Origin of the sequence: Sphaerisporangium aureirubrum (assembly GCF_042658925.1) — a bacterium.
In the GTDB taxonomy this organism is placed as follows: domain Bacteria; phylum Actinomycetota; class Actinomycetes; order Streptosporangiales; family Streptosporangiaceae; genus Sphaerisporangium; species Sphaerisporangium aureirubrum.
The window spans coordinates 1-25,684 of the sequence record NZ_JBHSRF010000105.1 but is presented as its reverse complement, the minus strand read 5'-3'; the positions used below and the strand labels follow the sequence as shown (position 1 = coordinate 25,684).

At 73.2% G+C, this 25,684-nt stretch carries 10 protein-coding genes; 9 read left to right on the top strand and 1 reads right to left on the bottom strand.

What is annotated here, in order from left to right; all coding sequences use genetic code 11:
• A partial coding sequence (locus tag ACFP1K_RS37440; protein WP_380762521.1) for an amino acid adenylation domain-containing protein occupies nucleotides 1-3,842 on the bottom strand: 3,842 nt, incomplete at its 3' end.
• Nucleotides 3,843-4,234: 392 nt separating this feature from the next.
• On the opposite strand from ACFP1K_RS37440, the gene ACFP1K_RS37435 reads away from it, so the two are divergent.
• From ACFP1K_RS37435 to ACFP1K_RS37395, 9 genes are all read left to right on the top strand, one after another.
• Nucleotides 4,235-4,450, top strand: coding sequence for an MbtH family protein (locus ACFP1K_RS37435; RefSeq protein WP_449329173.1), 216 nt, complete (start codon nucleotides 4,235-4,237; stop codon nucleotides 4,448-4,450).
• A 64-nt stretch (nucleotides 4,451-4,514) separates the two neighbouring features.
• Complete coding sequence (locus tag ACFP1K_RS37430) at nucleotides 4,515-17,825, top strand: amino acid adenylation domain-containing protein (protein WP_380762517.1); 13,311 nt, start codon at nucleotides 4,515-4,517, stop codon at nucleotides 17,823-17,825.
• Between the two features lie 17 nt (nucleotides 17,826-17,842).
• The gene (locus ACFP1K_RS37425) at nucleotides 17,843-19,129 is read left to right on the top strand and encodes an aminotransferase-like domain-containing protein (protein ID WP_380762515.1); all 1,287 of its coding nucleotides are present in this window, start codon (nucleotides 17,843-17,845) and stop codon (nucleotides 19,127-19,129) included.
• A 100-nt stretch (nucleotides 19,130-19,229) separates the two neighbouring features.
• Complete coding sequence (dpgA, locus tag ACFP1K_RS37420; protein ID WP_380762513.1) at nucleotides 19,230-20,333, top strand: 3,5-dihydroxyphenylacetyl-CoA synthase DpgA; 1,104 nt, start codon at nucleotides 19,230-19,232, stop codon at nucleotides 20,331-20,333.
• A gap of 23 nt (nucleotides 20,334-20,356) precedes the next feature.
• Nucleotides 20,357-21,019 carry an enoyl-CoA-hydratase DpgB gene (dpgB, locus tag ACFP1K_RS37415; protein WP_380762511.1) on the top strand — a complete coding sequence of 221 codons (663 nt, stop codon included), beginning with the start codon at nucleotides 20,357-20,359 and terminating at the stop codon, nucleotides 21,017-21,019.
• Nucleotides 21,016-22,347, top strand: a complete 1,332-nt coding sequence (gene dpgC / locus ACFP1K_RS37410) for a (3,5-dihydroxyphenyl)acetyl-CoA 1,2-dioxygenase DpgC (protein WP_380762509.1) — start codon at nucleotides 21,016-21,018, stop codon at nucleotides 22,345-22,347. The genes dpgB and dpgC overlap by 4 nt, the downstream gene beginning before the upstream one ends.
• Entirely contained in the window at nucleotides 22,344-23,141 is a 798-nt protein-coding gene (gene dpgD / locus ACFP1K_RS37405; RefSeq protein WP_380762507.1) for an enoyl-CoA-hydratase DpgD, read from the top strand. The genes dpgC and dpgD overlap by 4 nt, the downstream gene beginning before the upstream one ends.
• A 128-nt stretch (nucleotides 23,142-23,269) precedes the next feature.
• Nucleotides 23,270-24,055: a hypothetical protein gene (locus tag ACFP1K_RS37400; protein ID WP_380762505.1), complete on the top strand. Its 786-nt coding sequence runs from the start codon at nucleotides 23,270-23,272 to the stop codon at nucleotides 24,053-24,055.
• Nucleotides 24,039-25,319, top strand: a complete 1,281-nt coding sequence (locus ACFP1K_RS37395) for an MFS transporter (protein WP_380762503.1) — start codon at nucleotides 24,039-24,041, stop codon at nucleotides 25,317-25,319. The genes ACFP1K_RS37400 and ACFP1K_RS37395 overlap by 17 nt, the downstream gene beginning before the upstream one ends.
• Nucleotides 25,320-25,684: the final 365 nt, after the last annotated feature.

Below are 25,684 nucleotides of genomic sequence, written 5' to 3'. Positions count from 1 at the left end.
CCGAGGGGGATGTCGGTTCCGGCGCCGTGGCGGTGCAGGACCACGGCCAGGGCGGCCTGAAGGACCATGAACACGGTGACGTCGTGCTCGCGGGCGATGCCGCCCAGCGCGGCGCGGACAGCCCCGTCCAAGGTCAGCGTGACGACGGCCCCCTGATGGGTGGGCGACGCCGGACGCGGCCGGTCCAGCGGCAGCGTCAGCTGATGGGGCATGCCCGCAAGGGCCGTGCGCCAGTAGGCCAGCTGACGGTTCGTCTCCTCGGACGGGGCGTCGCCGGGGCCGAGCAACTCCTGCTGCCACAGGGTGTAATCGGTGTACCGCACCGGCAGCGGCTCCCACTCGGGTGCCGAACCCGTGGCACGCGCCCGATAAGCCTGGGACAGGTCCCTGGCGAGGGGCCGCATGGACCAGCCGTCGGCGGCGATGTGGTGCAGCACCACGACCAGCAGCCACTCCTCGTCGGCCTCGTCGATCAGCGTGACGCGGATCGGGAGCTCGGTGGCCAGGTCGAATCGATGAACGGCGGCCTGGGCGGCGGCTTTCCGGACGTCCTCGCCGGGCCGGGGGCGCAGGTGGTCGAGGACCAGCAGGGCCGCGGCGCGGCCTGGGTCCAGGACGTGCTGGACAGGTGCGCCGTCGATCTCGCGGTACAGGGTGCGCAGCGTCTCGTGACGCTCCAGCACGTCGTGCAACGCCTGGGTGAGGGCGGCCACGTCCAGCGGCCCGCGGATCCGAGTGTGCAGCGGCACGTTGTAGAGGGCCCCGCCCTCCAGGCGGTCCAGGAACCACAGGCGGCGCTGCGCGTAGGACAGCGGGACCGCCTCGGGCCGCGGCCGGGGGGCCAGCACCGGGCGGGAACGGCCCGGAGAGTGCTCGTCCGGCCGTCCGTCCAGCAGGTGCCGCAGCCGCTCCACGGTCGGGGCGTCGAACACCGCGCGGACGGGCAGCGCGACGCCGAGCACGGCATGGATCTTGTTGATGAGCCGGACCGCCAGCAGGGAGTGGCCGCCGAGCTCGAAGAACGAGGCGTCCACGCCCACCGACGGCAGGTTCAGCACCTCGGCGAAGATGTCGCACAGCAGTTCCTCGCGCACGGTCCGCGGGGCGCGCCCGCCGCCGGTCTCGTACACCGGGACGGGCAGCGCCGCCCGGTCGAGCTTGCCGTTGACGGTGACCGGGATGCGGTCCACCACCATCACCGCCGGCACCATGTACTCGGGCAGCGACGCGCGTGCGTGGTGACGCAGCTCCACGGCGAGGCCGGCGGTCCTGCGCGCCCGGCCGGGGTCGTTGGTGTAGTCGCTCAGGGCGAGCGCCGGAGTCCCCGGCTCGTAGAGCTCCACCGGACCGCCGGAGGGGCCGTCGGTGAACAGGAAGTCCAGCGCGCCGGCGTCGCCGCCGCCGGTCCAGGTCGCCGCGACGGAGTAGCCGAGCCGCTCCCCGAGCAGGTGGAGCGCCTCGGGGTCCACTCCCCCGCCGTCCGGCGCCGTCGCGTCCGGGGCGCCGTACAGCGCGCGCGTCGCCGCGAGGTCCCGGGCGAGGCGGCCGTTCGGCACGCGGTTCACCCGCAGGCACGACGGCCGTCCCGCGGTGAGCAGGCGCTCGACGCCCGGGAGGTCCGCACCGTCCTCGCCCCAGGTGACCACGGGGCCCTCGCCGGGAGGGACCGGCCGCACGGGCTTCTTGTACAGGGTCACGTCGAACCGGTAGGCGGTCAGCTCGTTGTCCGCGTGGCCCCGTTTGACGCGGATGTCCACGGCGCCGAGCGAGTCCTCGTGCGCGCGCAGGGCCGTGAAGTAGCCGGGGGCGACCAGTAGTTCCTCCTCCTGGCCGGCACGCCGCTCGACGGCGGCGCGGACCGCGTCCCGATCGGCCCCGGGGCCCGCGCGGTGCTCCTCGACGGAGGTCATGAAGCAGCGCAGCAGGCGGGCGTCGCGCACGTCCCCGACGAACACGGCCCCGCCGGGGGCGACCTTCGCGAGGGCCAGGGACAGCACGTCGGTGAGATAGCCGGAGTCCGGGAAGTACTGGATCAGCGAGTTCATCACCACGACGTCGAAGTAGCCGTCGGGCAGCCCGTCCATGTCGTGCGCGGGCCGGTGACGCAGCCGCACGCGGGGGGCGAGCACCGGATCGGCCTCCACCTGCGCGCGGACCCGCTCGACGACGACCGGGGACAGGTCCGTGCCCCAGTACGCCGCGCAGTGCGGGGCCACCTCGGCGAGGATCAGGCCGGCGCCGATCCCGATCTCCAGCACCCTGCGGGGCCGTAGCGCGAGGATCCGGTCGACCGTCGCCGCCCGCCACTCGCGCATCTCCGCAAGCGGGATGGGGCGCCCGGTGCGGCGGCTGTCCCAGCCGGAGAAGTCCTGGCCGAGCGGCACGCCGGGGGCGTCGCGGTAGAGGTCGTCGGCGTTCTGCCGCCACTCCTCCACCTGCCGCTTCCAGTCGTCGTTCCGGCGGGACGGGGAGGCGGGCACGACGTAGGCGACGAGCTGCTTGCTGCCGGGGATGTCCTCGCGGACGACGACGGCCGCCTGTGCGACGCCGGGGTGGGCCACCAGGGCGTTCTCTACCTCGCCCGGCTCGATGCGGTAGCCGCGGATCTTGACCTGGTCGTCGGCGCGGCCGGCGAACACCAGGCGCCCGCCGGGCGTCCACTCCGCCAGGTCGCCGGTGCGGTACATCCGGCCGCCCGGCGGCCCGTACGGGCAGGCGACGAACCGCTCCGCGGTCAGGTCGGGCCGCCCGATATAGCCGCGGGCGAGGCCGGGACCGGCCGCGTACATCTCTCCCGTCACGCCGACGGGGACCGGCCGCAGAAGGTCGTCGAGCACGTAGACCTCGGTGCCCGGGACCGGCACGCCGATCGTGACCTCCGCCGCGGCGGCCAGCGGCCCTCCGGTGGCGCACACCGTCGTCTCGGTGGGCCCGTAGGAGTTCACCAGCGCGAACCGGTCCGCCCAGCGGTCCACCAAGTGTCCGGTGGCGGCCTCGCTGGCCGTGATCACCACGGTGCCCCGCGGCAGCGCGTCCTCGGGGAGCGTCGCCAGCGTCGACGGGGTCAGCGTCACGTGGGTGACCCCCTCGGGCGAACGACCCGCCAGCAGCTCCCTGGGGTCGCCCACCACGACCGTGCCACCGGTCAGCAGGGCCATGAACATCTCCCACACCGACCCGTCGAAGCCGATGGAGGCCACCTGGAGCACACGGCTTCCCGGGCCCGCGCCGAACTGGCCGAACCTCGTGACCAGCCGCCCGATGCCCGCGTGGGGAAGCAGCACGCCCTTGGGGCGGCCGGTGGACCCCGAGGTGTAGATGACGTACGCCCCGTTGCCCGGCTCGGGCCCGGCGCCAGGACGCGTCCCGGCGGTCCCGGTCAGGTCCAGCTCACCCACCATCAGCCGCTTGACCCCGGCCACCTCGGGCAGCCGGTCGGCGGCGTCCACCAGGGCGACCGGCGCGCGCACCTGGTCCAGCATCAGCCGCTTGCGCGGCTCCGGGTAGGCGGGATCCACCGGCACGTACACCCCGCCCGCCTTGAGCGTCCCGAGCATCGCCACGACCAGGTCCGCCGAGCGGTCCATCGACACCGCCACCGCGGTCTCCGGGCCGACCCCGAGGTCCCGCAGCAGCGCGGCGAGCGCGTCGGACGCGGCGTCCAGGTCCGCGTAGGACAGGCGCACCGGCCCGTCCTCCACCGCCGGCGCCGACGGGTCGCGCCGCACCCACGCGGCGAAGAACTCCGGTGCCGTTCCGTACGGCGCCTCCGGGCCGCGCGTCCACGAATCGGGAACCGGTGACGGCCCGCCCGCCATGTGCGGCACATTCTCGGTGTCCACGGGAAACGACCAGGCGGGGCCGCTCACCAGCATCGGGGACCGGGATTCGGAAGGCTGACTGAAACTCTGTGAAAGCGCTATATCCGCCGCGCCGTCCTGGTCGCCGGCGGAAAATGTTGCGGCGTTCATAGAGTCAGTCACTCCTTTCGATCACCTGCATTCAGGGAGCAGCCTAGGGACGCCGTTCCGCCAGGACAATGTTCTGACTCACCTTGACATCTTGGTGAAAGTGCGACCTTGGAAACCCGGGGCGCCCGCCCGGCGGACCGCCGGCGGTGGCAGCTTCATGCCAGGTTGGCAGGCTCACCTGCCTTGTTTTACGGCGAGGGGGGTGCTTAACCTGTCCGCGTTGGTTACAGGGTGATCCATGCTGAGGCAGTCAGGAGGATTTGGTGAACCCCTTCGACGACGAATCGATCCGGTTCAGGGTTCTGGTCAACGACGAGGGTCAGTATTCTCTGTGGCCGGCGTTCGCAGAGGTTCCGCCCGGCTGGGACATCCGGCTCGACGACGCCCCGAGAAACGACTGCACGGCGTACATAGAAAAGCACTGGACCGATATGCGGCCGAGCAGCCTGGTGGCCGCGATGGAAGCGAATCACGAATAGCCTCGCCCAGTTCCGACCGCGCTTTTGAATGGCCGTAGTCCACGAGTCCTCGAAAGGCTGCTTGATGTTCCCGGTGTCGTACGCGCAGCGTCGGTTGTGGTTCCTGGACCGGCTGGAGGGCGGCGCCTTCTACAACGTGCCGCTGCACACCCGGATCCGCGGGCCGCTGGACGTCGCCGCCCTCACCCAGGCGTTGCACGACGTGCTGGACCGCCACGAGACGCTGCGCACCCTGTACCGGGAGGCCGGCGGCGAGCCCTTCCAGCACGTGCTGGACACCCGCCGGGCCCGGCCGTTGCTGGCCGTCGAGCGGCTGCGCCCCGAGCCCGGCGCGGACGTCCAGGCTCTGGCCGCCGAGGCCGCCGGTCACCGGTTCGACCTGGCCGGTGAGCTGCCCATCCGCGTCACGCTGATCGACGAGGCCCCCGGGCAGTGGCTGCTGGTCGTGGTGCTGCACCACATCGCCGCCGACGGCTGGTCCGTACGCCCGCTGGCCAGGGACCTGTCCCAGGCCTACCAGGCGCGCGTCAAGGGAACCGCGCCCGAGTGGGAGCCGCTGCCGGTGCAGTACACCGACTACACCCTGTGGCAGCAGGAGTTGCTCGGCCCCGGCGACGCCCCCACCGAGGAGACGACGCGCCAGCTGGACTACTGGCGCACGGCCCTCGCGGGCATGCCGCACCAGCTCACCCTCCCGCTGGACCGGCCGCGCCCGGCGGTGCCCACCCATGGCGGGGCCACCGTCACACTCCCCCTGGACGATGCCGTCCTCACCGCGCTGGACGGCCTCGCCCGCGAGCACGACGTCACCGTGTTCATGGTCCTTCAGGCCGCCCTGGCCGTGGTGCTGCACCGGCTGGGCGCCGGAACCGACATCCCGCTCGGCACCGTGGTCGCCGGGCGCACCGACGAAGCATTGGACGACCTGGTCGGGTTCTTCGTCAACACCGTCGTCCTCCGAACCGACCTGTCCGGCGACCCCACCTTCACCGGCCTGCTCGACCGCGTACGCCACACCGACCTCACCGCGTTCGACCACCACGACCTGCCCTTCGACCGCCTCGTCGAAGACCTCCAGCCCGCACGCACCCTCACCCACCATCCCCTCTTCCAGGTCATGGTGATCGCGGAGGACGCCGACGAGACTCCGCTGCTCCAGGCGGACGGCGTGGCGTGCGAGGCGGTCCGGCCCCCGACGACCACGGCCAGGTTCGACCTGTCCTTCGGGCTCACGCGGCGCGCCGTCCCCGGGAACGGCGGGACGCGCGCCGAGCTCACCGTCGGGTACGCCTCCGACCTGTTCGACCGTGAGACCGCGGACGGGCTGGGGCGGCGGCTGCTGTCGGTGTTCCGCCAGGTCGTCGCCGAGCCGGGGATCCGGATCGGCCGTATCGACATCCTCGCCCGGCAGGAGCGGCACACGATCGTCGAGCGCTGGGGCCGCGGGGCGGACGTGACGCCCGCCACCCTGCCGGAACTGTTCGCGCGGCACGTGCGCCGCGATCCGGGCGCGCCGGCCGTCGAGGACGGGCCGGTGCGGTGGAGCTACGCCGAGCTCGACGCGCGGTCCGACCGGCTGGCGGCGTTCCTGGTGTCGGCGGGTGTGGGGCCGGACCGGTGTGTGGCGGTGTCGATGGCCAGGTCGGCCGACCTTGCGATGTCGCTGCTGGCGGTGGCGAAGGCGGGCGGCGTGTACGTCCCGGTGGACCCCGGCCTGCCCCTGGCGCGCAAGCACCTGATCCTGCGGCAGGCCGATCCGATCCTGGCGCTCGTCGACTCCCCCGACCGGCTCGGCGACGCGGCCGGGGTGCGCCTGGTGCCGGTCGCCGAGGTGGACCTGGAGGAGCACTCCACGGCGGGCATCGGGACCGGCCCGGGTCTCGGCCACGGCGCGTACGTCATCTACACCTCCGGTTCCACCGGGACACCGAAGGGCGTGATGCTGACCCACGCCGGCCTCAGCAGGCTCGTCGCGCAGTTCGCGACCTACGGCGTGGCGCCGGGCAGCCGGGTCCTGCAGGTCGCCTCGATCAGCTTCGACGGCTCGGTGTGGGAAATGGTCATGGCCCTGCTCATGGGCGGGACCCTGGTCGTCGGCGACCCCGAGGACCTGCTGGCCGCGCGCTCCCCCGGCCCGGTGTCCCATGTCACGCTGACGCCGTCGCTGCTCATGGCCATGCGGGACGGGGTACTCCCCCGGGGGATGACGATCATCACGGCCAGCGAGGCCTTCACCGGGCACCTGCTGGAGCAGTGGGCGGGCGACTACTCGCTCGTCAACTCCTACGGCCCGACGGAGACCACCGTCTGCGCCACCGGCGGCCGCCTGGAGGCGGGCACGGGGGTGACCATCGGCCGCCCGGTCGCCGGGACGGACGTGTACGTCCTGGACGGCCACCTCCAGCCGGTGCCGGCCGGGGTGGCCGGCGAGCTGTACGCGGCGGGCGCCGGCCTGGCCCGCGGCTACCTCGGGCAACCCGCCACCACCGCCCAGCGCTTCGTCGCCTGCCCCTTCGGCGCACCCGGCGAACGCATGTACCGCACCGGAGACCTGGCACGCTGGCGCACCGACGGCACCCTGGAGTTCCTCGGCCGCACCGACGACCAGATCAAGATCCGCGGCTTCCGCATCGAACCCGGCGAGATCGAAACGGCACTCCAGTCGATCAACGGCCTCAAGCAGAGCGCCGTCGTCGTCCGCGAGGACCAGCCCGGCGACAAACGCCTCGTCGCCTACCTGGTCCCCGAACCGGGAACCCGCCTCGACCTCACCACCGTCAAGGCACACCTCACCACCGCACTGCCCAACTACATGATCCCCGCCCTCATGACCGTCGACCACCTCCCGGTCACCGTCAACGGCAAACTCGACCGCAACGCACTCCCCGCCCCGGTCCACGAGACCGGCGGAGACGGGCACGCCCCGCGGACCGTGCGCGAGGAACTGCTCTGCGACATCTTCGCCGAGGTGCTCGGCCTGCCGTCGGTGGGGACGCGGGAGGACTTCTTCGAGCTCGGCGGCCACTCCCTGCTCGCGGTCCGGATCATCAACAAGATCCAGTCCGTGCTGGGCGTCGCGCTCCCGGTGCGCTCGGTGTTCGACGCGCCCACCGTCGAAGGGCTGTGGCACCTGCTGGACGAGCACGACCCGGCCCGGTCCCGTCCGGCCCTCGCCCCCCGGCCGCGGCCCGAGGCGGTCCCGCTGTCCTACGCCCAGCGCCGCCTGTGGTTCCTGGACCGCCTGGAGGGCGGGGCCCTCTACAACGTGCCGCTGCACACCCGCATCCGCGGGCCGCTGGACGTCGCCGCCCTCACCCAGGCGTTGCACGACGTGCTGGAACGTCACGAGACGCTGCGCACCCTGTACCGCGAGATCGACGGCGAACCCGTCCAGCACGTACTCGAGGCCCAGCACGCCGCCGCCCTGCTGGCCGTCGACCACCTGCACCCCCAGCCCGGCCAGGATCCGCGGATCCTCGCCGCCCAGGCCACCGGTCACGGTTTCGACCTGGCCGCCGAGCTCCCGATCCGCGTCACGCTGATCGACGAGGCCGACGGGGAGTGGCTGCTGGTCGTGGTGCTGCACCACATCGCCGCCGACGGCTGGTCCATGCGGCCCCTCGCCAGGGACCTGTCCCAGGCCTACCAGGCACGCGCCGCCGGGACCGCACCCGAATGGGAACCCCTGCCGGTCCAGTACACCGACTACACCCTGTGGCAGCAGGAGTTGCTCGGCCCCGGCGACGCCCCCACCGAGGAGACCACCCGCCAGCTGGACCACTGGCGCACCGCTCTCGCGGGCATGCCCCACCAGCTGCCCCTGCCGCTGGACCGCCCCCGGCCGGCGGTGGCCACCCACCACGGCGCCACCCTGACCCTGAACCTGGACCAGGACGTCCACGCCGCGCTGCGCCGGGTCGCCCGCGAGCACGACGTCACCGTGTTCATGGTCCTTCAGGCCGCCCTGGCCGTGGTCCTGCACCGCCACGGCGCCGGAACCGACATCCCCCTCGGCACCGTCGTCGCCGGACGCGGCGACCAGGCACTGGACGACCTGGTCGGGTTCTTCGTCAACACCGTCGTCCTGCGCACCGACCTGACCGGCGACCCCACCTTCACCGACCTGCTGCACCGCGTACGCCACACCGACCTCACCGCCTTCGACCACCACGACCTCCCCTTCGACCGCCTCGTCGAAGACCTCCAGCCCGCCCGCACCCTCACCCACCACCCCCTCATCCAGGTCTGCCTCACCGTCCAGAACGACACCGGCCCCGGGTTCACCCTCCCCGGCCTGGACTGCGAGGACGAGCCCGCGGAGCTGGAGGCGGCGCAGTTCGACCTGAACTTCACGTTCGGCGAGCACCAGGCCGCGGACGGGACGTGCGCCGGGCTGACCCTGTGGATCAGCTACGCCACCGACATCTTCGACGCGGCCACCGCCCGGAGGCTCGGCGACACCGTGATCCACTTCCTCGGCCGGGCGGTGGCGGACACCGGCGCGCCGATCAGCCGGATCGACGTCCTGAACACCGCCGAGCGCGCGCGGATGCTGGCCACGGGCCAGGGCGCCGAGCTCGTGCGGCCGGGCCGTTCCCTGGTCGACGCGTTCGAGGAGCAGGTCCGCCGCGCCCCCGGCGCCGTCGCGGTCGTCGACGGGAAGGCCGAGCTCACCTACCGGGAGCTCTCCGAGCGGGCAGACCACGCCGCCGCCGCCCTCCAGGAGGCGGGCGTCGCCGCGGAGACCCCGGTGCCGATCCTCATGGAGCGCTCGGCGGACCTGATCGTCGCCATCCTGGCGGTGCTGAAGGCCGGCGCCGCGTACCTCCCCCTGGACTCCGCCCATCCCGTCGCGCGCCTCCACCACATCGCCGACCAGGCCACCAGCCCCGTGCTGCTCACCGACGCCGTGTTCCGCGACCACGAGCTGGTCGCCCGCCAGGCCGCGGCGGGCCGCCGTGTCCTGGTCATGCCGCCGCACGCCGCCGCCCCGTCCCCGCGCCGGGCCGTGCTCCCCGGCCACCTGGCCTACGTGATGTACACGTCCGGATCGACGGGGGAACCCAAGGGCATCGCCGTCACCCACCAGAACGTCGTGGACCTCGCCCGCGACCCGTCGTGGGAGGTGGGCCCCGGCGACCGCGTCCTGTTCCACGCCTCCCACGCGTTCGACGCGTCCACGTACGAGATCTGGGCGCCGCTGCTCAACGGCGGCACCGTGGTCGTCGCCCCCGCGGGCAAGCTGGACGCGGGCGCGCTCGACACGCTCATCCGCGAGCACGCGATCACCCGGATCAGCATGACCGCCGGGTTGTTCCGCGTCGTCGCCGAGGACCTCACCGACGCCCTGGCCTCGGTCGCGGAGGTCACCACCGGCGGCGACGTGATCGCCCCGCAGGCGGTGGCCCGGGTCATCGAGCGCTGTCCCGGCACGATCGTGCGCACGACCTACGGCCCCACGGAGATGACGCTCTGCGTCACCCAGACCCCGTACCGGACCGGTGACCGGGTCGGCGACACCGTGCCGCTGGGCACCCCTCTGGACGGCACCCGCCTCTACGTCCTGGACGGCTACCTCCAGCCGGTGCCGGCCGGGGTGGCCGGCGAGCTGTACGCGGCGGGCGCCGGCCTGGCCCGCGGCTACCTCGGCCGACCCGCCACCACCGCCCAGCGCTTCGTCGCCTGCCCCTTCGGCGCACCCGGCGAACGCATGTACCGCACCGGAGACCTGGCACGCCGGCGCAGCGACGGCGCGCTGGAGTTCCTCGGCCGCACCGACGACCAGATCAAGATCCGCGGCTTCCGCATCGAACCCGGCGAGATCGAGACCGCACTCCAAGCGGTCACCGGCCTCAAGCAGAGCGCGGTGGTGGTCCGCGAGGACCAGCCCGGCGACAAACGCCTGGTCGCCTACCTGGTCCCCGAACCGGGAACCCGCCTCGACCTCACCGCCGTCAAGGCACACCTCACCACCGCACTGCCCAACTACATGATCCCCGCCCTCATGACCGTCGACCACCTCCCGGTCACCGTCAACGGCAAACTCGACCGCAACGCGCTCCCCGCCCCGGTGTACGAGACGGGTGGGCGCGCCCCGCGCACGGTGCGCGAGGAACTGCTCTGCGACATCTTCGCCGAGGTCCTGAACCTGCCGTCGGTCGGCGTCGACGACTCCTTCTTCGACCTCGGCGGCCACTCCCTGCTCGCCACCCGCATGATCGCGCACATCCAGACCCGGTTCAACGCCAGGCTGACCCTGCGCGACGTGTTCGAGGTGCCCACCCCGGCGCTGCTGGCGGACCGGCTCGCCCCCCGGGACCCCGGCCGCGCGCCGCTGCGTCCCCTCCCGCGGCCGGAGCCGATCCCGGCCTCGCCCGCGCAGCGCAGGCTGTGGCTGGTCGAGCGGCTGGCGCAGAACGGCGTCGCGTACAACCTGCCCCTGGTGTTCCGGGTGCGGGGGGCCCTGGACACCGGGGCGCTGGGCGCGGCGGTCATGGACGTGGTGGAGCGCCACGAGACGCTGCGCACCGTCTTCGCCGAGCACGAGGGCGAGCTGGTCCAGCGGATCCTTCCCGCCGAGGCGGCACGGCCCTCGTTCCGGGTCCATGAGTGCGCCGAGGAGGAGCTGGCCGGCCGGGTGGCCGCGGCGGCGCGTCCCCCGTTCGACCTGGCGGCCGGGCCGCTGCTGCGCGCCGAGGTGTTCCGCCTCGGCCGCGACGACCACGCGGTGGCGATCGTCCTGCACCACGTCGTCACGGACGAGTGGTCGGACCGGCCGTTGCTCGCCGACCTGACCAAGGCGTACACCGCGCGGGCCGCCGGCGAGGCCCCGGGCTGGACGCCGCTGCCGGTGCAGTACGCCGACTACACGCTGTGGCAGTCGCGGCTCCTCGGCGACCCGGGCTCGCCCGGCAGCCTGAGCGCACGGCAGCTGGACCACTGGCGGCGCGCCCTCGACGGCCTGCCGGGCGAGATCCCGCTGCCCTTCGACACCCCCCGGCCCGCCGAGCGCACCGGCCGGGGCGGTGTGGCGCGGGTGGAGCTGCCGTCCTCGGTGGTGCGGGCGCTGCGCGCCCTGGCCGCCGAGCGCGGGGTCAGCATGTTCATGCTGGTGCAGGCCGGCACGGCCGCGCTGCTGCACCGGATGGGCGCGGGCGACGACATCCCCCTCGGCGTCCCGGCCACCGGCCGCGCCGACGCCGCGCTGGACGACCTCGTCGGGTTCTTCGTCAACACGCTGGTGCTGCGCACCGACGTCTCCGGCGACCCGGCGTTCACGGACCTGCTGACCCGGGTGCGGCAGACCGACCTGGCGGCGTTCGACCACCAGGACCTGCCGTTCGAGCAGGTCGTCGAGGCCCTCCAGCCGGCGCGGGCCGCGGGCCGCAACCCGCTGTTCCAGGTGGCGCTGAGCTACCGCCACGAGGAGGACGGCGCTCCCGGCGTCCTCGGCCTGCCTGCCGAGTGGCTCCCGGCGGCGGATGACGCGGCCCAGTTCGACCTGGACTTCATGTTCGTCGGCCACGAGGGCGCGGAGCGCCTCACGCTGCTGCTGGGGTACGCGTCCGACGTCATGTCGCAGGCGAGCGCCGAGCGGCTGGCCGAGCGCATGGCCGGTGTGCTGGAGCAGGTGGCGACGGACCCGCAGACGCCGGTCGGCAGGCTGCGGGTGCTGCTGGAGGAGGAGCGGCGGGCGTCCCTCACCGTCTGGAACGACACCGCCCACCCCGTCGAGACGCGTACGGTGCCGGAGCTGTTCGCCGGCGCGGCGCGCGCCAGGCCGGACGGGACCGCCCTGGTCACCGAGCGGTCCCGGCTGACCTTCGCCGAGCTGTCGGCGCAGGTGGACGGCATCGCGGCACTGCTGCGCCCCTACGGCCGGGCGGGCGAGACGCTGGTGGGGCTCGCCCTGCCCCGCGAGTCGATGGTCCAGGCGATCCTCGGCACGCTCGCCGCCGGGATGGCGTACCTGCCGATCGACCCGAACCTCCCGGCGGAGCGGCTGGCGTCGATGCTGGCCGACAGCGCGCCCGCCTGCCTGCTCACCACCCCGGAGCTCGCCGGAAGCCTGCCGGGCGGGATCCCCCTGGTGACGCTGGACGACCTCGCCGCCGTGGTGCGGCCGTCCGGCCCGGCCGATCCGCCGCGCCTGCCGCCGTCGGCCGCCGCCTACGTGATCTACACGTCGGGTTCCACCGGCGTCCCCAAGGGCGTGGTGGGAACCCACGGCGGCCTGAGCAACCTGTTCGCCGCGCAGCGGCGCGACCTCATCGACCCGGCCGTCGAGCGTGGCGGGCGCGCGGTCCTGCGCGCCGTCCACACGGTGGCGTTCAGCTTCGACGGGTCCTGGGAGCAGATCCTCTGGCTGCTCGCCGGGCACGAGCTGCACGTCGTCGGCGACGCGGTGCGCGCCGACCCCGCCCGCCTGCTGGCCTACCTGCGCGACGAGCGGATCGACTTCATCGACACCACCCCGACCGTCCTGCGCGAGATGGCGGGCCACGGCTTCCTGGACCCGGGCTCCTACCGCCCGGCCGTGCTCGGCGTGGGGTCGGAGGCGACGCCCGCGGCGCTGTGGGAGCGGCTGTGCGCGCTGCCCGGCACCGCCGTGCACGACCTCTACGGGCCCACCGAGTGCACCGTCGAGGCGTACGGCTGGCACCACGACGACCGCGGGGCGTGGGCGGGGCCGCTCGTCAACACCCGGGCGCACGTCCTGGACTCCTCGCTCCAGCCGGTGCCCGCCGGGGTGCCCGGTGAGGTGTACCTCGCCGGGGAAGGGGTCACCCGCGGGTACCTGAACCGGCCGGCGATGACGGCCGAGCGTTTCGTCGCCGACCCGTTCGGCGGGCCCGGCGAGCGGATGTACCGCACCGGGGACCTCGGCCGCCGGGACCCCGACGGCACGGTGCGGCTCCTCGGCCGGGTGGACGACCAGGTGAAGCTGCGCGGGTTCCGCATCGAGCTCGGCGAGATCGAGAGCGCGCTGGCCGCGCACCCGGCGGTGGCGCAGGCGGCGGTGGTGGTCCGGGAGGACGTCCCGGGGATGCGGCGGCTGGTGGCCTACACGGTCGCCGACGGCGAGGCCGCCGCCGCGTCCGCGGAGCTGCGGGCCTTCCTGGCCCGCGTGCTGCCGGACTACATGGTGCCCGCCGCGTACGTCGCCGTCGGGGCGATTCCGCGCACCGACAACGGCAAGCTCGACCGGGCGGCGCTGCCCGTCCCGGTGTACGAGACGGGCGGGCGCGGCCCGCGGACGATGCGCGAGGAGCTGCTCTGCGAGATCTTCGCCGAGGTGCTGAGCCTGCCGTCGGTGGGGGTGGACGAGGACTTCTTCGAGCTCGGCGGGCACAGCCTGCTGGCGGTCCGGGTGGTCAACAAGATCCAGGCCGTGCTGGGGGTGACGCTCGCCGTGCGGTCGGTGTTCGACGCTCCCACCGTGGAGCGGCTGGGGCACCTGCTGGACGAGCACGGCCCGGCCCGGTCCCGTCCGGCCCTGGCCCCCCGGCCGCGACCGGACGCGGTGCCGGTGTCGTACGCGCAGCGGCGGCTGTTGTTCCTGGACCGGCTGGAGGGCGGCACGTTGTACAACGTGTCGCTGCCCGCCCGGATCCGCGGGCCGCTGGACGTCGCCGCGCTGACCCTGGCGCTGCACGACGTGGTGGAGCGCCACGAGACGCTGCGCACCCTGTACCGCGAGATCGGCGGGGAACCGTTCCAGCACGTGCTGGACACGGACCGGGCCGGGGAGCTGCTGGTCGTCGACCACCTGCGGCCCCAGCCGGGTCAGGACCTCGGGAAACTGGCCGCCCAGGCGGCCGGCCACCGTTTCGACCTGGCCGGTGAGCTGCCCATCCGGGCCACCCTGATCGACGAGGCCCCCGGGCAGTGGCTGCTGGTCGTTGTGCTGCACCACATCGCCGCCGACGGCTGGTCCATGCGCCCCCTGGCCGAGGACCTGTCCCGGGCCTACCAGGCACGCGCCAACGGGACCGCACCCGGCTGGGAACCCCTGCCGGTGCGCTACACCGACTACACCCTGTGGCAGCGGGAGTTGCTCGGCCCCGGCGACGATCCCTCCGAGGAGACGAACCGTCAGCTGGCCTACTGGCGCACCGCCCTCGCGGGCATGCCCCACCAGCTGCCCCTGCCGCTGGACCGCCCCCGCCCCGCGGTGGCCACCCACCACGGGGACACCGCCGGCCTCACCCTGGACCAGGCCACCCACCACGCCCTGCGCCGCGTCGCGCGCCGGCACGACGTCACCGTGTTCATGGTCCTGCAGGCCGCCCTGGCCGTGGTGCTGCACCGTCACGGCGCCGGAACCGACATCCCGCTCGGGACCGTGGTCGCCGGTCGGGGCGACCACAAGCTCGAAGACGTCGTCGGGTTCTTCGTCAACACCGTGGTGCTGAGGACCGACGTCTCGGGCGACCCCACCTTCTCCGACCTGCTGCACCGCGTCCGCCACACCGACCTCACCGCCTTCGACCACCACGACCTCCCCTTCGACCGCCTCGTCGAAGACCTCCAGCCCGCCCGCACCCTCACCCACCACCCGCTCTTCCAGGTGCTCCTGCTGCTGGGCGACGCCCAGGAGGACGTGCCGCCGCTGCGGGCCGGCGGACTGGACACCGCGCTGGTGAGCACGCCTGTGGACCACGCCAAGTTCGACCTGGGGTTCCAGTTCGTCGAGCGGTTCGCGGCGGACGGATCGGCCGCGGGGATGGACGGCAGCGTCAACTACGCCACCGACCTGTTCGACCGGGACACGGTGGAGGCGATGGCGGCCCGGCTGGTCCGCTTCCTCGCCGCGGCGGTGACCGGCCCCGAGCGGCGCGTCGGCGAGATCGAGATCCTCTCCGGGTCCGAACGGCGGCTGCTGGTCGAGGAGTGGAACGACACCGCGCGCGACGTGCCGCGCGGCACGTTCCCCGCCCTGTTCGAGGCGCAGGTGGCGCGCACCCCCGGCGCCCCGGCCGTGGACGGGTTGTCGTACGCGGAGACGAACGCGCGGGCGAACCGGCTGGCGCGGCTGCTGGCGGAGCGGGGCGCGGGCCCCGAGCGGCTGGTGGCGGTGCGGCTGCCCCGCTCGGCGGACCTCGTCGTCACGTTGCTGGCGGTGGCCAAGTCGGGCGCCGCGTACGTTCCGGTGGATCCGGAGTACCCGCCCCAGCGCGTCGCCCACATCCTCGGGCACGCCCGGCCGGTCCTGGTGATCGACGAGGAATGGCTCGCCGCCGCCGACACCTCCGGGTACGACGACCGCGACCTCGATCCCGTGCACCCGTCCTGGCCCGCGTACGTGATCTACACCTCGGGGTCGACGGGGCGGCCGAAGGGCGTGGTGGTGGAGCACCGGTCGCTGGGCGCGTACCTGACCCGCGCCCGCGAGGTGTACCCGGACGCCGCCGGGGTGTCGCTGGTGCACTCCTCGTTCGCGTTCGACCTGACGGTGACCGCGCTGTGGTCGCCGCTGGTGTCCGGCGGCCGGATCGTGCTCGGTGAGCTGGACGAGACCGTGACCGGGGTGTCCTTCATGAAGGTCACACCCTCCCACCTGGCGCTCCTGGACGCCCTGCCCGCGCACGCCTCGCCGGCAGGCACGCTGGTCGTGGGCGGCGAGGCGCTGCGCGGCCCGGCGCTGGCCGCCTGGCGCGAGGCGCACCCGGACGTGCGGGTGATCAACGCCTACGGCCCCACCGAGGCGACGGTCAACTGCACCGAGTACCGCCTCGAACCGGGAACGGCCACTCCCCCCGGCCCGGTGCCGATCGGGCGGCCGTTCTGGAACACCCGCGCGTACGTGCTGGACGAGCGGCTCCGCCCGGTGCCGGTGGGCGTGCCCGGCGAGCTGTACGTGTCCGGCGTGGTGCTGGCGCGCGGCTATCTGGGCAACCCCGCGCTGACGGCGGAACGCTTCGTCGCGTGCCCCTTCGGCGGGCCCGGGGAGCGGATGTACCGGACCGGGGACCTGGTGCGCCGGCGCGCGGACGGGAACCTGGAGTTCGCCGGGCGTTCCGACGACCAGGTGAAGATCAGGGGATACCGGATCGAGCCCGGCGAGATCGAGGCGGTCCTGTCGGCGGCGCCCGGCGTCGGCCGGTGCGCGGTGGTGGTCCGCGAGGACCGGCCCGGCGACCGGCGCCTGGCCGGCTACCCGGTCCCCGGCCCCGGCACCCGGCTGGACCTCGCCGCCGTCCGGTCCCACCTGGTCGCGCACCTTCCCGCCTACATGATCCCAGAACTGGTGCCCCTGGAACGGTTGCCTCTGACCGTGAACGGCAAGCTCGACCGGGCGGCGCTGCCCGCCCCGGTGTACGAGACCGGCGGCGGCGACGGCCCGCGGACGGTGAACGAGCAGCTGCTGTGCGACATCTTCGCCGAGGTGCTGAACCTGCCGTCGGTGGGCGTGGACGACTCGTTCTTCGACCTCGGCGGCCACTCCCTGATGGCGGTGCGGCTGGTCAGCCGGATCCGCGAGGTGTTCGGCACCGACATCGGGGTCTGGGAGGTGTTCGAGGCGGCGACGGTGCGGCAGCTGAACCCGGTGGTGGCCGACGGCGGCGTCGGCGGCGTCGCGCCGGCCATCCCGTACCGCGCCGCCGGCGACCGGACGCCGATCTTCCTGGTGCCGCCGGTTAACGGCCTCGGCTGGGGATACTCGGCGCTGCCGAGCCGGCTGCCGGCCGGGCACCCGGTGTACGCGCTCCAGGATCCGCGGCTGGTCGACGGCCGGGTGGTCCCGCTGCGGGTGACCGAGCTGGCGGCGGCGTTCGTGCGCCAGATGCGGGCGATCCGCCCGTCCGGGCCCTACATCCTGGCCGGCTGGTCGTTCGGGGGGACCGTCGCGCAGCAGATGGCGGTGGACCTGGAGGCGGCGGGCGAACTGGTGCCGCTGACCGTCCTGTTCGACTCCTACTACGGCCCGTCGGAGCTGGTGGACGCGGCGGCCGAGGAGCACGACCTGCGGGTCCTGGCGTTCGACGGCGCCGTGGCCGCCCCCGTGGCGGACACGCGGGCGCTGCGGGCCCAGCTGCGCGAGGCCGGGAGCCCGCTGGGCGCGCTCGGCGAGCAGGAGATCGCGAACCTCGTGCTCATCGCACACCGGAACCACCGGGCGATGACCGAGCACGCCCCCGCCCCGGCACGCGGGCGGGGCCTCTTCTTCGACACCGCGCCCGACCACGACGGCGCCGTCCCCGCGTCCGCCGCGTGGAAGGACCTCTTCCACGGCGGATTCGACGCCCACGCCACCGGCTCCGGCCACATCGACATCGTCAAGGGGGACTCCCTGGAGAAGATCGGCCCGGTGCTGAGCCGGTGGATCGGCCTCGCCGAGACCGGCGGCACCGCCCCCGGGACCACGCCGTGACCGGCGGCCCCCGGGACATGAGGAAGTCGGAGCTGCATCCGAGCCTCGCCGACCCCGTCATGGACACGATGAACTTCCTCAACGAGATCACGTTGCGGTACCCCGAGGCCATCTCCTTCGCCCCGGGGCGCCCCTTCGACGGGTTCTTCGACACCGAGAACGTCTTCGAGCACCTGCACCGGTACCTGCGCCACCTGGCCGAGCAGGGACACTCGCCGGGCCGGGTCCGCGAGGCCGTCTTCCAGTACGGCCCGTCCGCCGGGCGGATCCGCGAGCTCATCGCCGGCTCGCTGCGCGTGGACGAGGGCATCGACGTGCCGCCGGAGTCCGTCGTGGTGACCGTCGGGTGCCAGGAGGCGATGTTCCTCGCGCTGCGCGCGCTGGTCGCCCGCCGCGACGACGTGGTCCTCGCCACCAGTCCCTGCTATGTGGGGATCACCGGCGCCGCGAGGCTGCTGGACATCGAGCTGGTCCCCGTCAGGGAACGGGGCAGCGGGCTGCGCCACTGCGACGTGGAGACCGCCGTCCACCGGGAGCGGGCACGCGGGCGCCGCCCCAAGGCGATCTACGTGATACCGGACCACTCCAACCCGTCCGGGGTCACCATGACGCTCGACGCCCGGCACGAGCTGCTGGAGCTGGCCGGGCGGCTCGACATCCTCATCCTGGAGGACAGCCCGTACCGGCTGGCCGGCACCGGCCGTCGGCTCCCCACCCTGAAGTCCCTCGACCGGGACCGCCGGGTCATCCACCTCGGCTCCTACTCCAAGACCCTGTTCCCCGGGGCCCGGGTCGGCTTCGCGGTGGCCGACCAGGTGGTCGTGGACGAGGACGGCGGCACGGGCCTGCTCGCCGACGAGCTCGCCAAGATCAAGAGCATGATCACGGTGAACACGCCGTCGCTCAGCCAGGCGGTCGTGGCCGGGGCGCTGCTCGCCTGCGACGGACGGCTCTCCGAGCTGAACCGCGACACCGCCGCCTACTACGAGGACGCCATGCGCTTCACCCTGAAGTGCCTGGAGCAGCGGTTCCCCGCCAAGCACCGGGCGGAGGCCGGTGTGCGCTGGAACACGCCGGGCGGGGGGTTCTTCCTCTCCCTGCGCGTCCCGTTCCGCGCCGACAACGCCGCGCTGACCCGCTCCGCGCAGGACTTCGGGGTCATCTGGACGCCGATGTCGTACTTCTACCCCGAAGGCGAGGGTGGCCACGGCATCAGGCTCTCGACCAGCTACCTGACCCACGAGGAGATCGAAGAGGGCATCTCCCGGCTGGCCGAGTTCATCGAATCCGCCGGGGGCCGCTGAGCACGGCTCCCGGCACCACACGAGAGGTGAGGAAGTTGACAAAGGATCAGATCAGGCCCTTGCTGCGCAGCAAACTCCGGACATGGGGATGGATGTACCGATGACCATCAGCCTCACGCACCCGCAGGACCCGCCCGCACCCGGGCGGTTACCCGGGATCTCCCAGATCACGGGCGTCGGCACCGCCACGTCGGGGACCTCGATCTCCCAGACGGAGCTGCTGGACATCCTGCGGATCGAGGACCCCCGGGTCCGCTCGGTCTTCCTCAACAGCGCCATCCAGCGGCGCCACCTCACCCTGCCCCCGCCGGACGGCACGGGGCGGCGGGCCCCCGAGCCGCAGGGCGACCTGCTGGACAAGCACAAGAAGCTCGCCGTCGAGATGGGCGCCCAGGCGCTGATGAACTGCCTGAAGGACACCGGCGCGTCCCTGTCGGACGTCCGCCACCTGTGCTGCGTGACCTCGACGGGATTCCTCACCCCGGGCCTGAGCGCCCTGATCATCCGTGAGCTGGGCATCGACCCGCACTGCAGCCGCTCCGACATCGTCGGCATGGGCTGCAACGCCGGCCTGAACGCCCTCAACGTCGTGGCCGGATGGTCGGCGGCGCACCCCGGGGAACTGGCCGTCGTCCTGTGCAGCGAGGCCTGCTCCGCCGCGTACGCCCTGGACGGGACGATGCGCACGGCGGTCGTGAACAGCCTGTTCGGCGACGGCGCCGCCGCGGTGGCCCTGACCGCCGGAGGGGGACAGGACGTCGCGGGCCCCCGCATCCTCAAGTTCGCCGGTTACATCATCACCGACGCGATCGACGCCATGCGCTACGACTGGGACCGCGCGCAGGACAGGTTCAGCTTCTTCCTCGACCCGCAGATCCCCTACGTGGTCGGCGCGCACGCCGAGCGCGTCGTCGACCGGCTGCTGGCGGGCACGGGCCTGCGGCGCAGCGACATCGACCACTGGCTGGTGCACTCGGGCGGCAAGAAGGTCATCGACGCGGTCGCGGTCAACCTCGGGCTGCGCCGCCACGACCTGCGGCACACCACCGGCATCCTGCGCGACCACGGGAACCTCTCCAGCGGGTCGTTCCTGTTCTCCTACGAGCGCCTTCTTTCCGAGAACGTCGTCCAGCCGGGCGAGCACGGGATCCTGATGACCATGGGGCCGGGATCCACCATCGAGACCGCGTTGATCCAGTGGTGAGGCGGAGGAATCCCGTGACGACGATGACCGGAACCGAGGGCGAACTGGTCCTGCGGATCGACGGGACGCGGCCCATGTCGGCCGCCTCGGTGGAGGCCGTCCAGGCGCTCTGCGACCGGGCCGAGGACCACGACGGCCCCGGCATGGTGACGCTGCACGTCTCGGGGGCGCCGGACGCGTCCCGGCCGCGGGACCTGAGCGTGGGCCTGGTGTCCAAGTGGGAACGCGCCCTGCGCCGCCTGGAGCGCCTCCCGGTGATCACGGTCGCGGTGGCGTCCGGCGACTGCGGCGGAATCGCGCTCGACGTCCTGCTGGCCGCCGACGTGCGGCTCGCCGCCACCGGGACCCGCCTGCTGCCCGCCGTGGACGGCGACGGCGCCTGGCCGGGCATGGCCCTGCACCGGCTCGCCCAGCAGGCCGGCACCGCCTGGACCCGTAGGGCGGTGCTCCTCGGCGCCCCGATCGATGCGGACGAGGCGCTGGCCGTCCATCTGTTCGACCGGGTGACGGACGACCCCGCCGCCGCGCTCGCCGCGGTCGCCGAGCGGGCGGGCACGCTCGCCGGCGCCGAACCGGCGATCAGGCGGCAGCTCATCCTCGACGCGAGCACCACCACGTTCGAGGACGCGCTGGGCGCGCACCTGGCGGCCTGCGACCGCGCGCTGCGCAGGGAGGCGCGGCGATGACGCTCGCCACGGCGCTCCCCGCCGGCCCGTCCGGCGGGACGCGGGAGGATCCGCGGTTCGCGTGGGCCGCGCCGGGGAAGGCGGTGGAACGGGGCGAGGAACGGCTCACGGACCTCCCGGACCCCGAGGAGCGCTCGCCCGGGCAGCGGGCGCTGGCCGCCGCCGTGCACGACGAGCTGCGGGCGCTGCGTGCCCGGTTCCTCGACGTCCACGCGGACGCGGTGTACGACCTGCTCACCGGGGACCGCACCCGGTACCTGCGGCTCGGTGAGCTGGTCGACGCCGCCGCGGACGCCTTCCCCGGGCTGGTCCCCGGCCCGGAACGGCTCGCCGCCGAGCGGGCCAGGCCGCAGGCCGCCAAGGAGGGGCACGAGATCGACCAGGGCATCTTCCTGCGGGCGGTCCTGCGCTCCCCGGTGGCCGGCCCGCACCTGCTCGACGCCCAGCTGCGGCCCACCCCGCGCGCCCTGCGCCTGCTCCCGGAGTTCGTCCGGACCGGCGTGGCGCGGATGGAGTCGGTCCTGCTGGTCCGCGACGCGGGGGTGGCCCGGCTGACCATGTGCCGGGACGACCGGCTGAACGCCGAGGACGAGCAGCAGGTCGACGACATGGAGACCGCCGTCGACCTCGCCCTGCTCGACCCGGCCGTCCGGGTGGGCCTGGTGCGCGGCGGCGAGATGAGCCATCCCCGCTACCGGGGCAGGCGGGTGTTCAGCGCGGGGATCAACCTCAAGAGCCTCGGCTCCGGCGGCATCCCCTTGGTCGGCTTCCTGCTGCGGCGTGAGCTCGGCTACCTGCACAAGCTGATGCGCGGCGTGCTCACCGAGCATCCGGGGCAGTGGCGTTCCCGCTACACCGACAAGCCCTGGGTCGCCGCCGTGGACGCCTTCGCCATCGGCGGCGGCGCCCAGATGCTCCTGGTGTTCGACCACGTCGTCGCCGCGGCCGACTCCTACATCAGCCTCCCGGCGGCCAAGGAGGGGATCGTCCCCGGCGTCGCCAACCTCCGGCTCACCAGGTTCACCGGGCCGCGGGTGTCCCGCCAGGTCATCCTGCAGGGCCGCCGGATCCACGCGGCCGAGCCCGACGCGCGGCTGCTGGTCGACGAGGTCGCGGAGCCCGGCGAGATGGACGCCACTGTGGAGCGGAGCCTGGCGCGGCTGGCCGGCGACGCCGTGCTCGCCAACCGGCGCATGCTGAACCTCGCCGAGGAGCCCCCGGACGCGCTGCGCGCGTACATGGCGGAGTTCGCGCTCCAGCAGGCGCTCCGCGTCTACGCGGACGACGTGATCGAGAAGGCCGGCGCGTTCGGCGCGGTGAAGTCGTGAACCTCACCCGGGTGCGCTACGAGAAGAAGGGCCATGTCGCCCGGGTCACCCTGGACCGTCCCGAGGTGCTCAACGCGATGGACACGCGCACGCACGAGGAACTGGCCGAGGTGTGGGACGACGTCGAGGCCGACGACCAGGTGCGGGTCGCCGTGCTCACCGGGGCGGGCGACCGCGCCTTCTCCGTCGGGCAGGACCTGAAGGAACGCGACCGGCTGCAACGGGAGGGTACCCGCCCCACCAGCTTCGGCAGCCGCGGGCAGCCGGGCTGGCCGCGGCTCACCGACCGGTTCACCCTGTCCAAGCCGCTGGTCGCCCGGGTGCACGGCTACGCGCTGGGCGGCGGGTTCGAGCTCGCCCTCGCCTGCGACCTGATCATCGCCTCCACCGAGGCGGTGTTCGGCCTGCCCGAGGCGCGGCTCGGGCTGGTCCCCGGCGCGGGCGGGGCGTTCCGGCTGGTCAGGCAGATCCCCCAGAAGGCCGCCATGGGATACCTGCTCACGGGCCGCCGGATGAGCGCGGCGACGGCCCTGGGGTACGGCCTCGTCAACGAGGTCGTACCGGCCGGCCGGCTGGACCGGTGCGTCGAGGAATGGACCGGCGACCTGGTCCGCAGCGCGCCGCTGTCGGTCCGGGCGATCAAGGAGGCCGCGCTCAGGTCCGTCGACATGCCGCTCGACCAGGCGTTCACCGCCGAGTACGCCTGGGAGGAGCGGCGGCGCCGCAGCGCGGACGCGATCGAGGGTGTGCGGGCGTTCGCCGAAAAGCGCGACCCCCTCTGGTCCGGCCGCTGACTCTGTGAGTAGTGATGAATTGACGATGACGAGTCAGACTTTTTTACGCGGAATGACGAAGACTCCCGAGATGGTGCCGACGAAACATTGTCACATCTACCCATCCGGCCGAGGAGTCTGTCCGACACATGGCGGATCTGAGCATGCGTCACCTGAGCGGGGATGCGATCGACGAAGCGCAGCACATCATCGAGGAAGCACTCACGGCATATCGCAGAAGGCTCTCGGAGGGGCTCACGCTCATCGGCCCGGATCGCGTCCGCAAGATTCTGACGGAGGCATTCGCGCACCCGGCGGGCGCTCAGGTCCGGGTGGCGTGCGGCTCGTCGTCCGAGGACGACGAGCCGGAACTGGCGGACCTCCTCCTCGGGACCGCCCGCCCGGGGCACCCGGAGGCGCTGATCCTGCACTGCCATCCCCCGGTGCCGGACCAGTCGAAGAGCCCGCTGCTGAACAGCACGCCGGCCGACGGCTTCCAGGTGCGGTTCTCCTCCGCCCGGCTGCCGTACATGATCCTGGTCGACGACCACACGGTGATCATGCGGACGTCCCGCCAGCCGGGCGAGATACACGACGTGCTCATCCAGAACCGCGACCTCGCCTACATGCTGACCCGGATCCACGACGTGTGGTGGAGATGCGCCGCCGAACCCCAGCCCGCGCCGGGCATCGCCGGCGTCACGCTCGACTTCACCCAGATGCACGTCCTCGCGTACTTACGCGACGGTGTGAAGGACGAGACGGCGGCCCGCGAGATGAACATCTCGCTGCGCACCTACCGGCGCAAGGTGGCCGGAATCCTCAGGAGCATGGACGCGAACTCGCGTTTCCAGGCGGGACTCAAGGCGGCTCAGCTCGGTCTGATGTTGCTGCGCGACGAGATGGCGGGAAAACGCGATGACAAAACCGATTGAGGTCGCCGAGGAGACCACCGAGGTCCCCGACGCGCCACTGCGGCGCAACCGCAACTTTCAGTTACTGTGGTCGGGGTCGGTGTTCTCCTCCCTGAGCAGGGAGATGACCGACCTCGCCTACCCGCTGCTGATCCTCGCCCTGACCGGTTCCCCCGCGTCCGCCGGCGCGTTCGGCGGCGTGCAGCTGCTCACCTCGCTGCTGGTCGGCATGCCCGTGGGTGAGATGGCCGACCGGTTCGACCGGCGCCGTCTGCTGCTGGTGGCCAACGCCTTCCGGTTCGCCGCCACCGCCAGCGTCGTCCTGGCGCTGACGACCGGCGTGCTGACGTTCGCCCACCTGCTGGCGGTCGCCGTGGTGGTCGGCGCGACCGAACCCCTCGGCGGCGCCGCGCGGATGGTCCTCATCCGCAGCATCGTGCCCCCGCGCCGGCTCACCACGGCGCTCACCCAGGACGAGGTCAGGACGCACGGCGCCGCGCTGTCCGGCCCGCCGCTCGGCGGCGCGCTCTTCGCGATCGCGTCGGTGGTGCCGATCGTGACCGCGCTGGTCTGCCAGGCGCTCTCCCTGCTGACCATCTCGCTGGTACGGCCGCCGCGGCACGGGCGGCGCGCGGCGCCCCGCTCGGACGAGGGCGACCCGGTGCTGGGGCGCATGGCCGTGGGCCTGCGCGTGCTGTACCAGGTGCCGACGCTGCGGCACGCGACGCTGATCGCCGGCATGCTGAACCTGGTGGGGGCGCCGCTGGTGCTCATCACGGTGGTCATGCTGGAGGAGCGCGGCACCGCGCCGGGCCAGATCGGCCTGACGGTCACCGCGATGGCGATCGGCGGGCTCGCCGGCGCCGCCCTGGTCCAGCCGCTGCAACGGATGCTGCGCCCCGGCGCGCTGATGCTGCTCAGCGGCTTCGCGACCGCGCTGCTGATCGCCGTCCTGCCCGCCCCGCTCGGCTCCTGGTGGGTGGCCGCGCCGCTGTTCGCGCTCGGGCTGATCGGCCCGTCCATCCGGATCCTGGTCGACGTGCTGATCTTCCGCCAGGTCCCCGACGAGAAGCGCGGCCGGGTCATCGCGGCCTTCATGACGATCCTCGGCGTCGGCTCGTCGGCCGGCCTGTTCGGCGCGGGCCTGCTGCTGGACCGGCTGTCGGCCGTGCACGCGACCCTGGTGCTGGCCGGGCTGCTCATCGCGGCCATGCTCGCGGCCCTCGGCAGCCGCAGCCTGCGGACCGCGCGGTGGCCGCAGGACATGGACGCGGTCCCCTCCTGATCCGGATCGGAGACGTGCCGGAGGCTCCGACATATAGAACACGTGATCTCGAAAGTTTCAGCCTTCCAACGGGGTGAAAAAACGTTTCTGCAGCTCATTGAAACGGTGAAAAACCAGTCCAGCGCGATTCTTCTCTCTCCGAAAAACAACCGATAGTTTCCGAGAGCTCCCGCCGTCCCCCGGAGAAGAGTCGATGAGACACGCATCTCGGCTGGCCGTCACCGCCAGCGCGGTGATCCGTCGATCGGCGGTCTGTCTCCATCCCCCACCTGGAAGGAGAGCCCTAGTGATCATGAGCTCGGGCCGTCCTGACATCCGTTCGACGGTCGTCGTGCTGACCCTGGCGACGACACTCACGGTCGCCG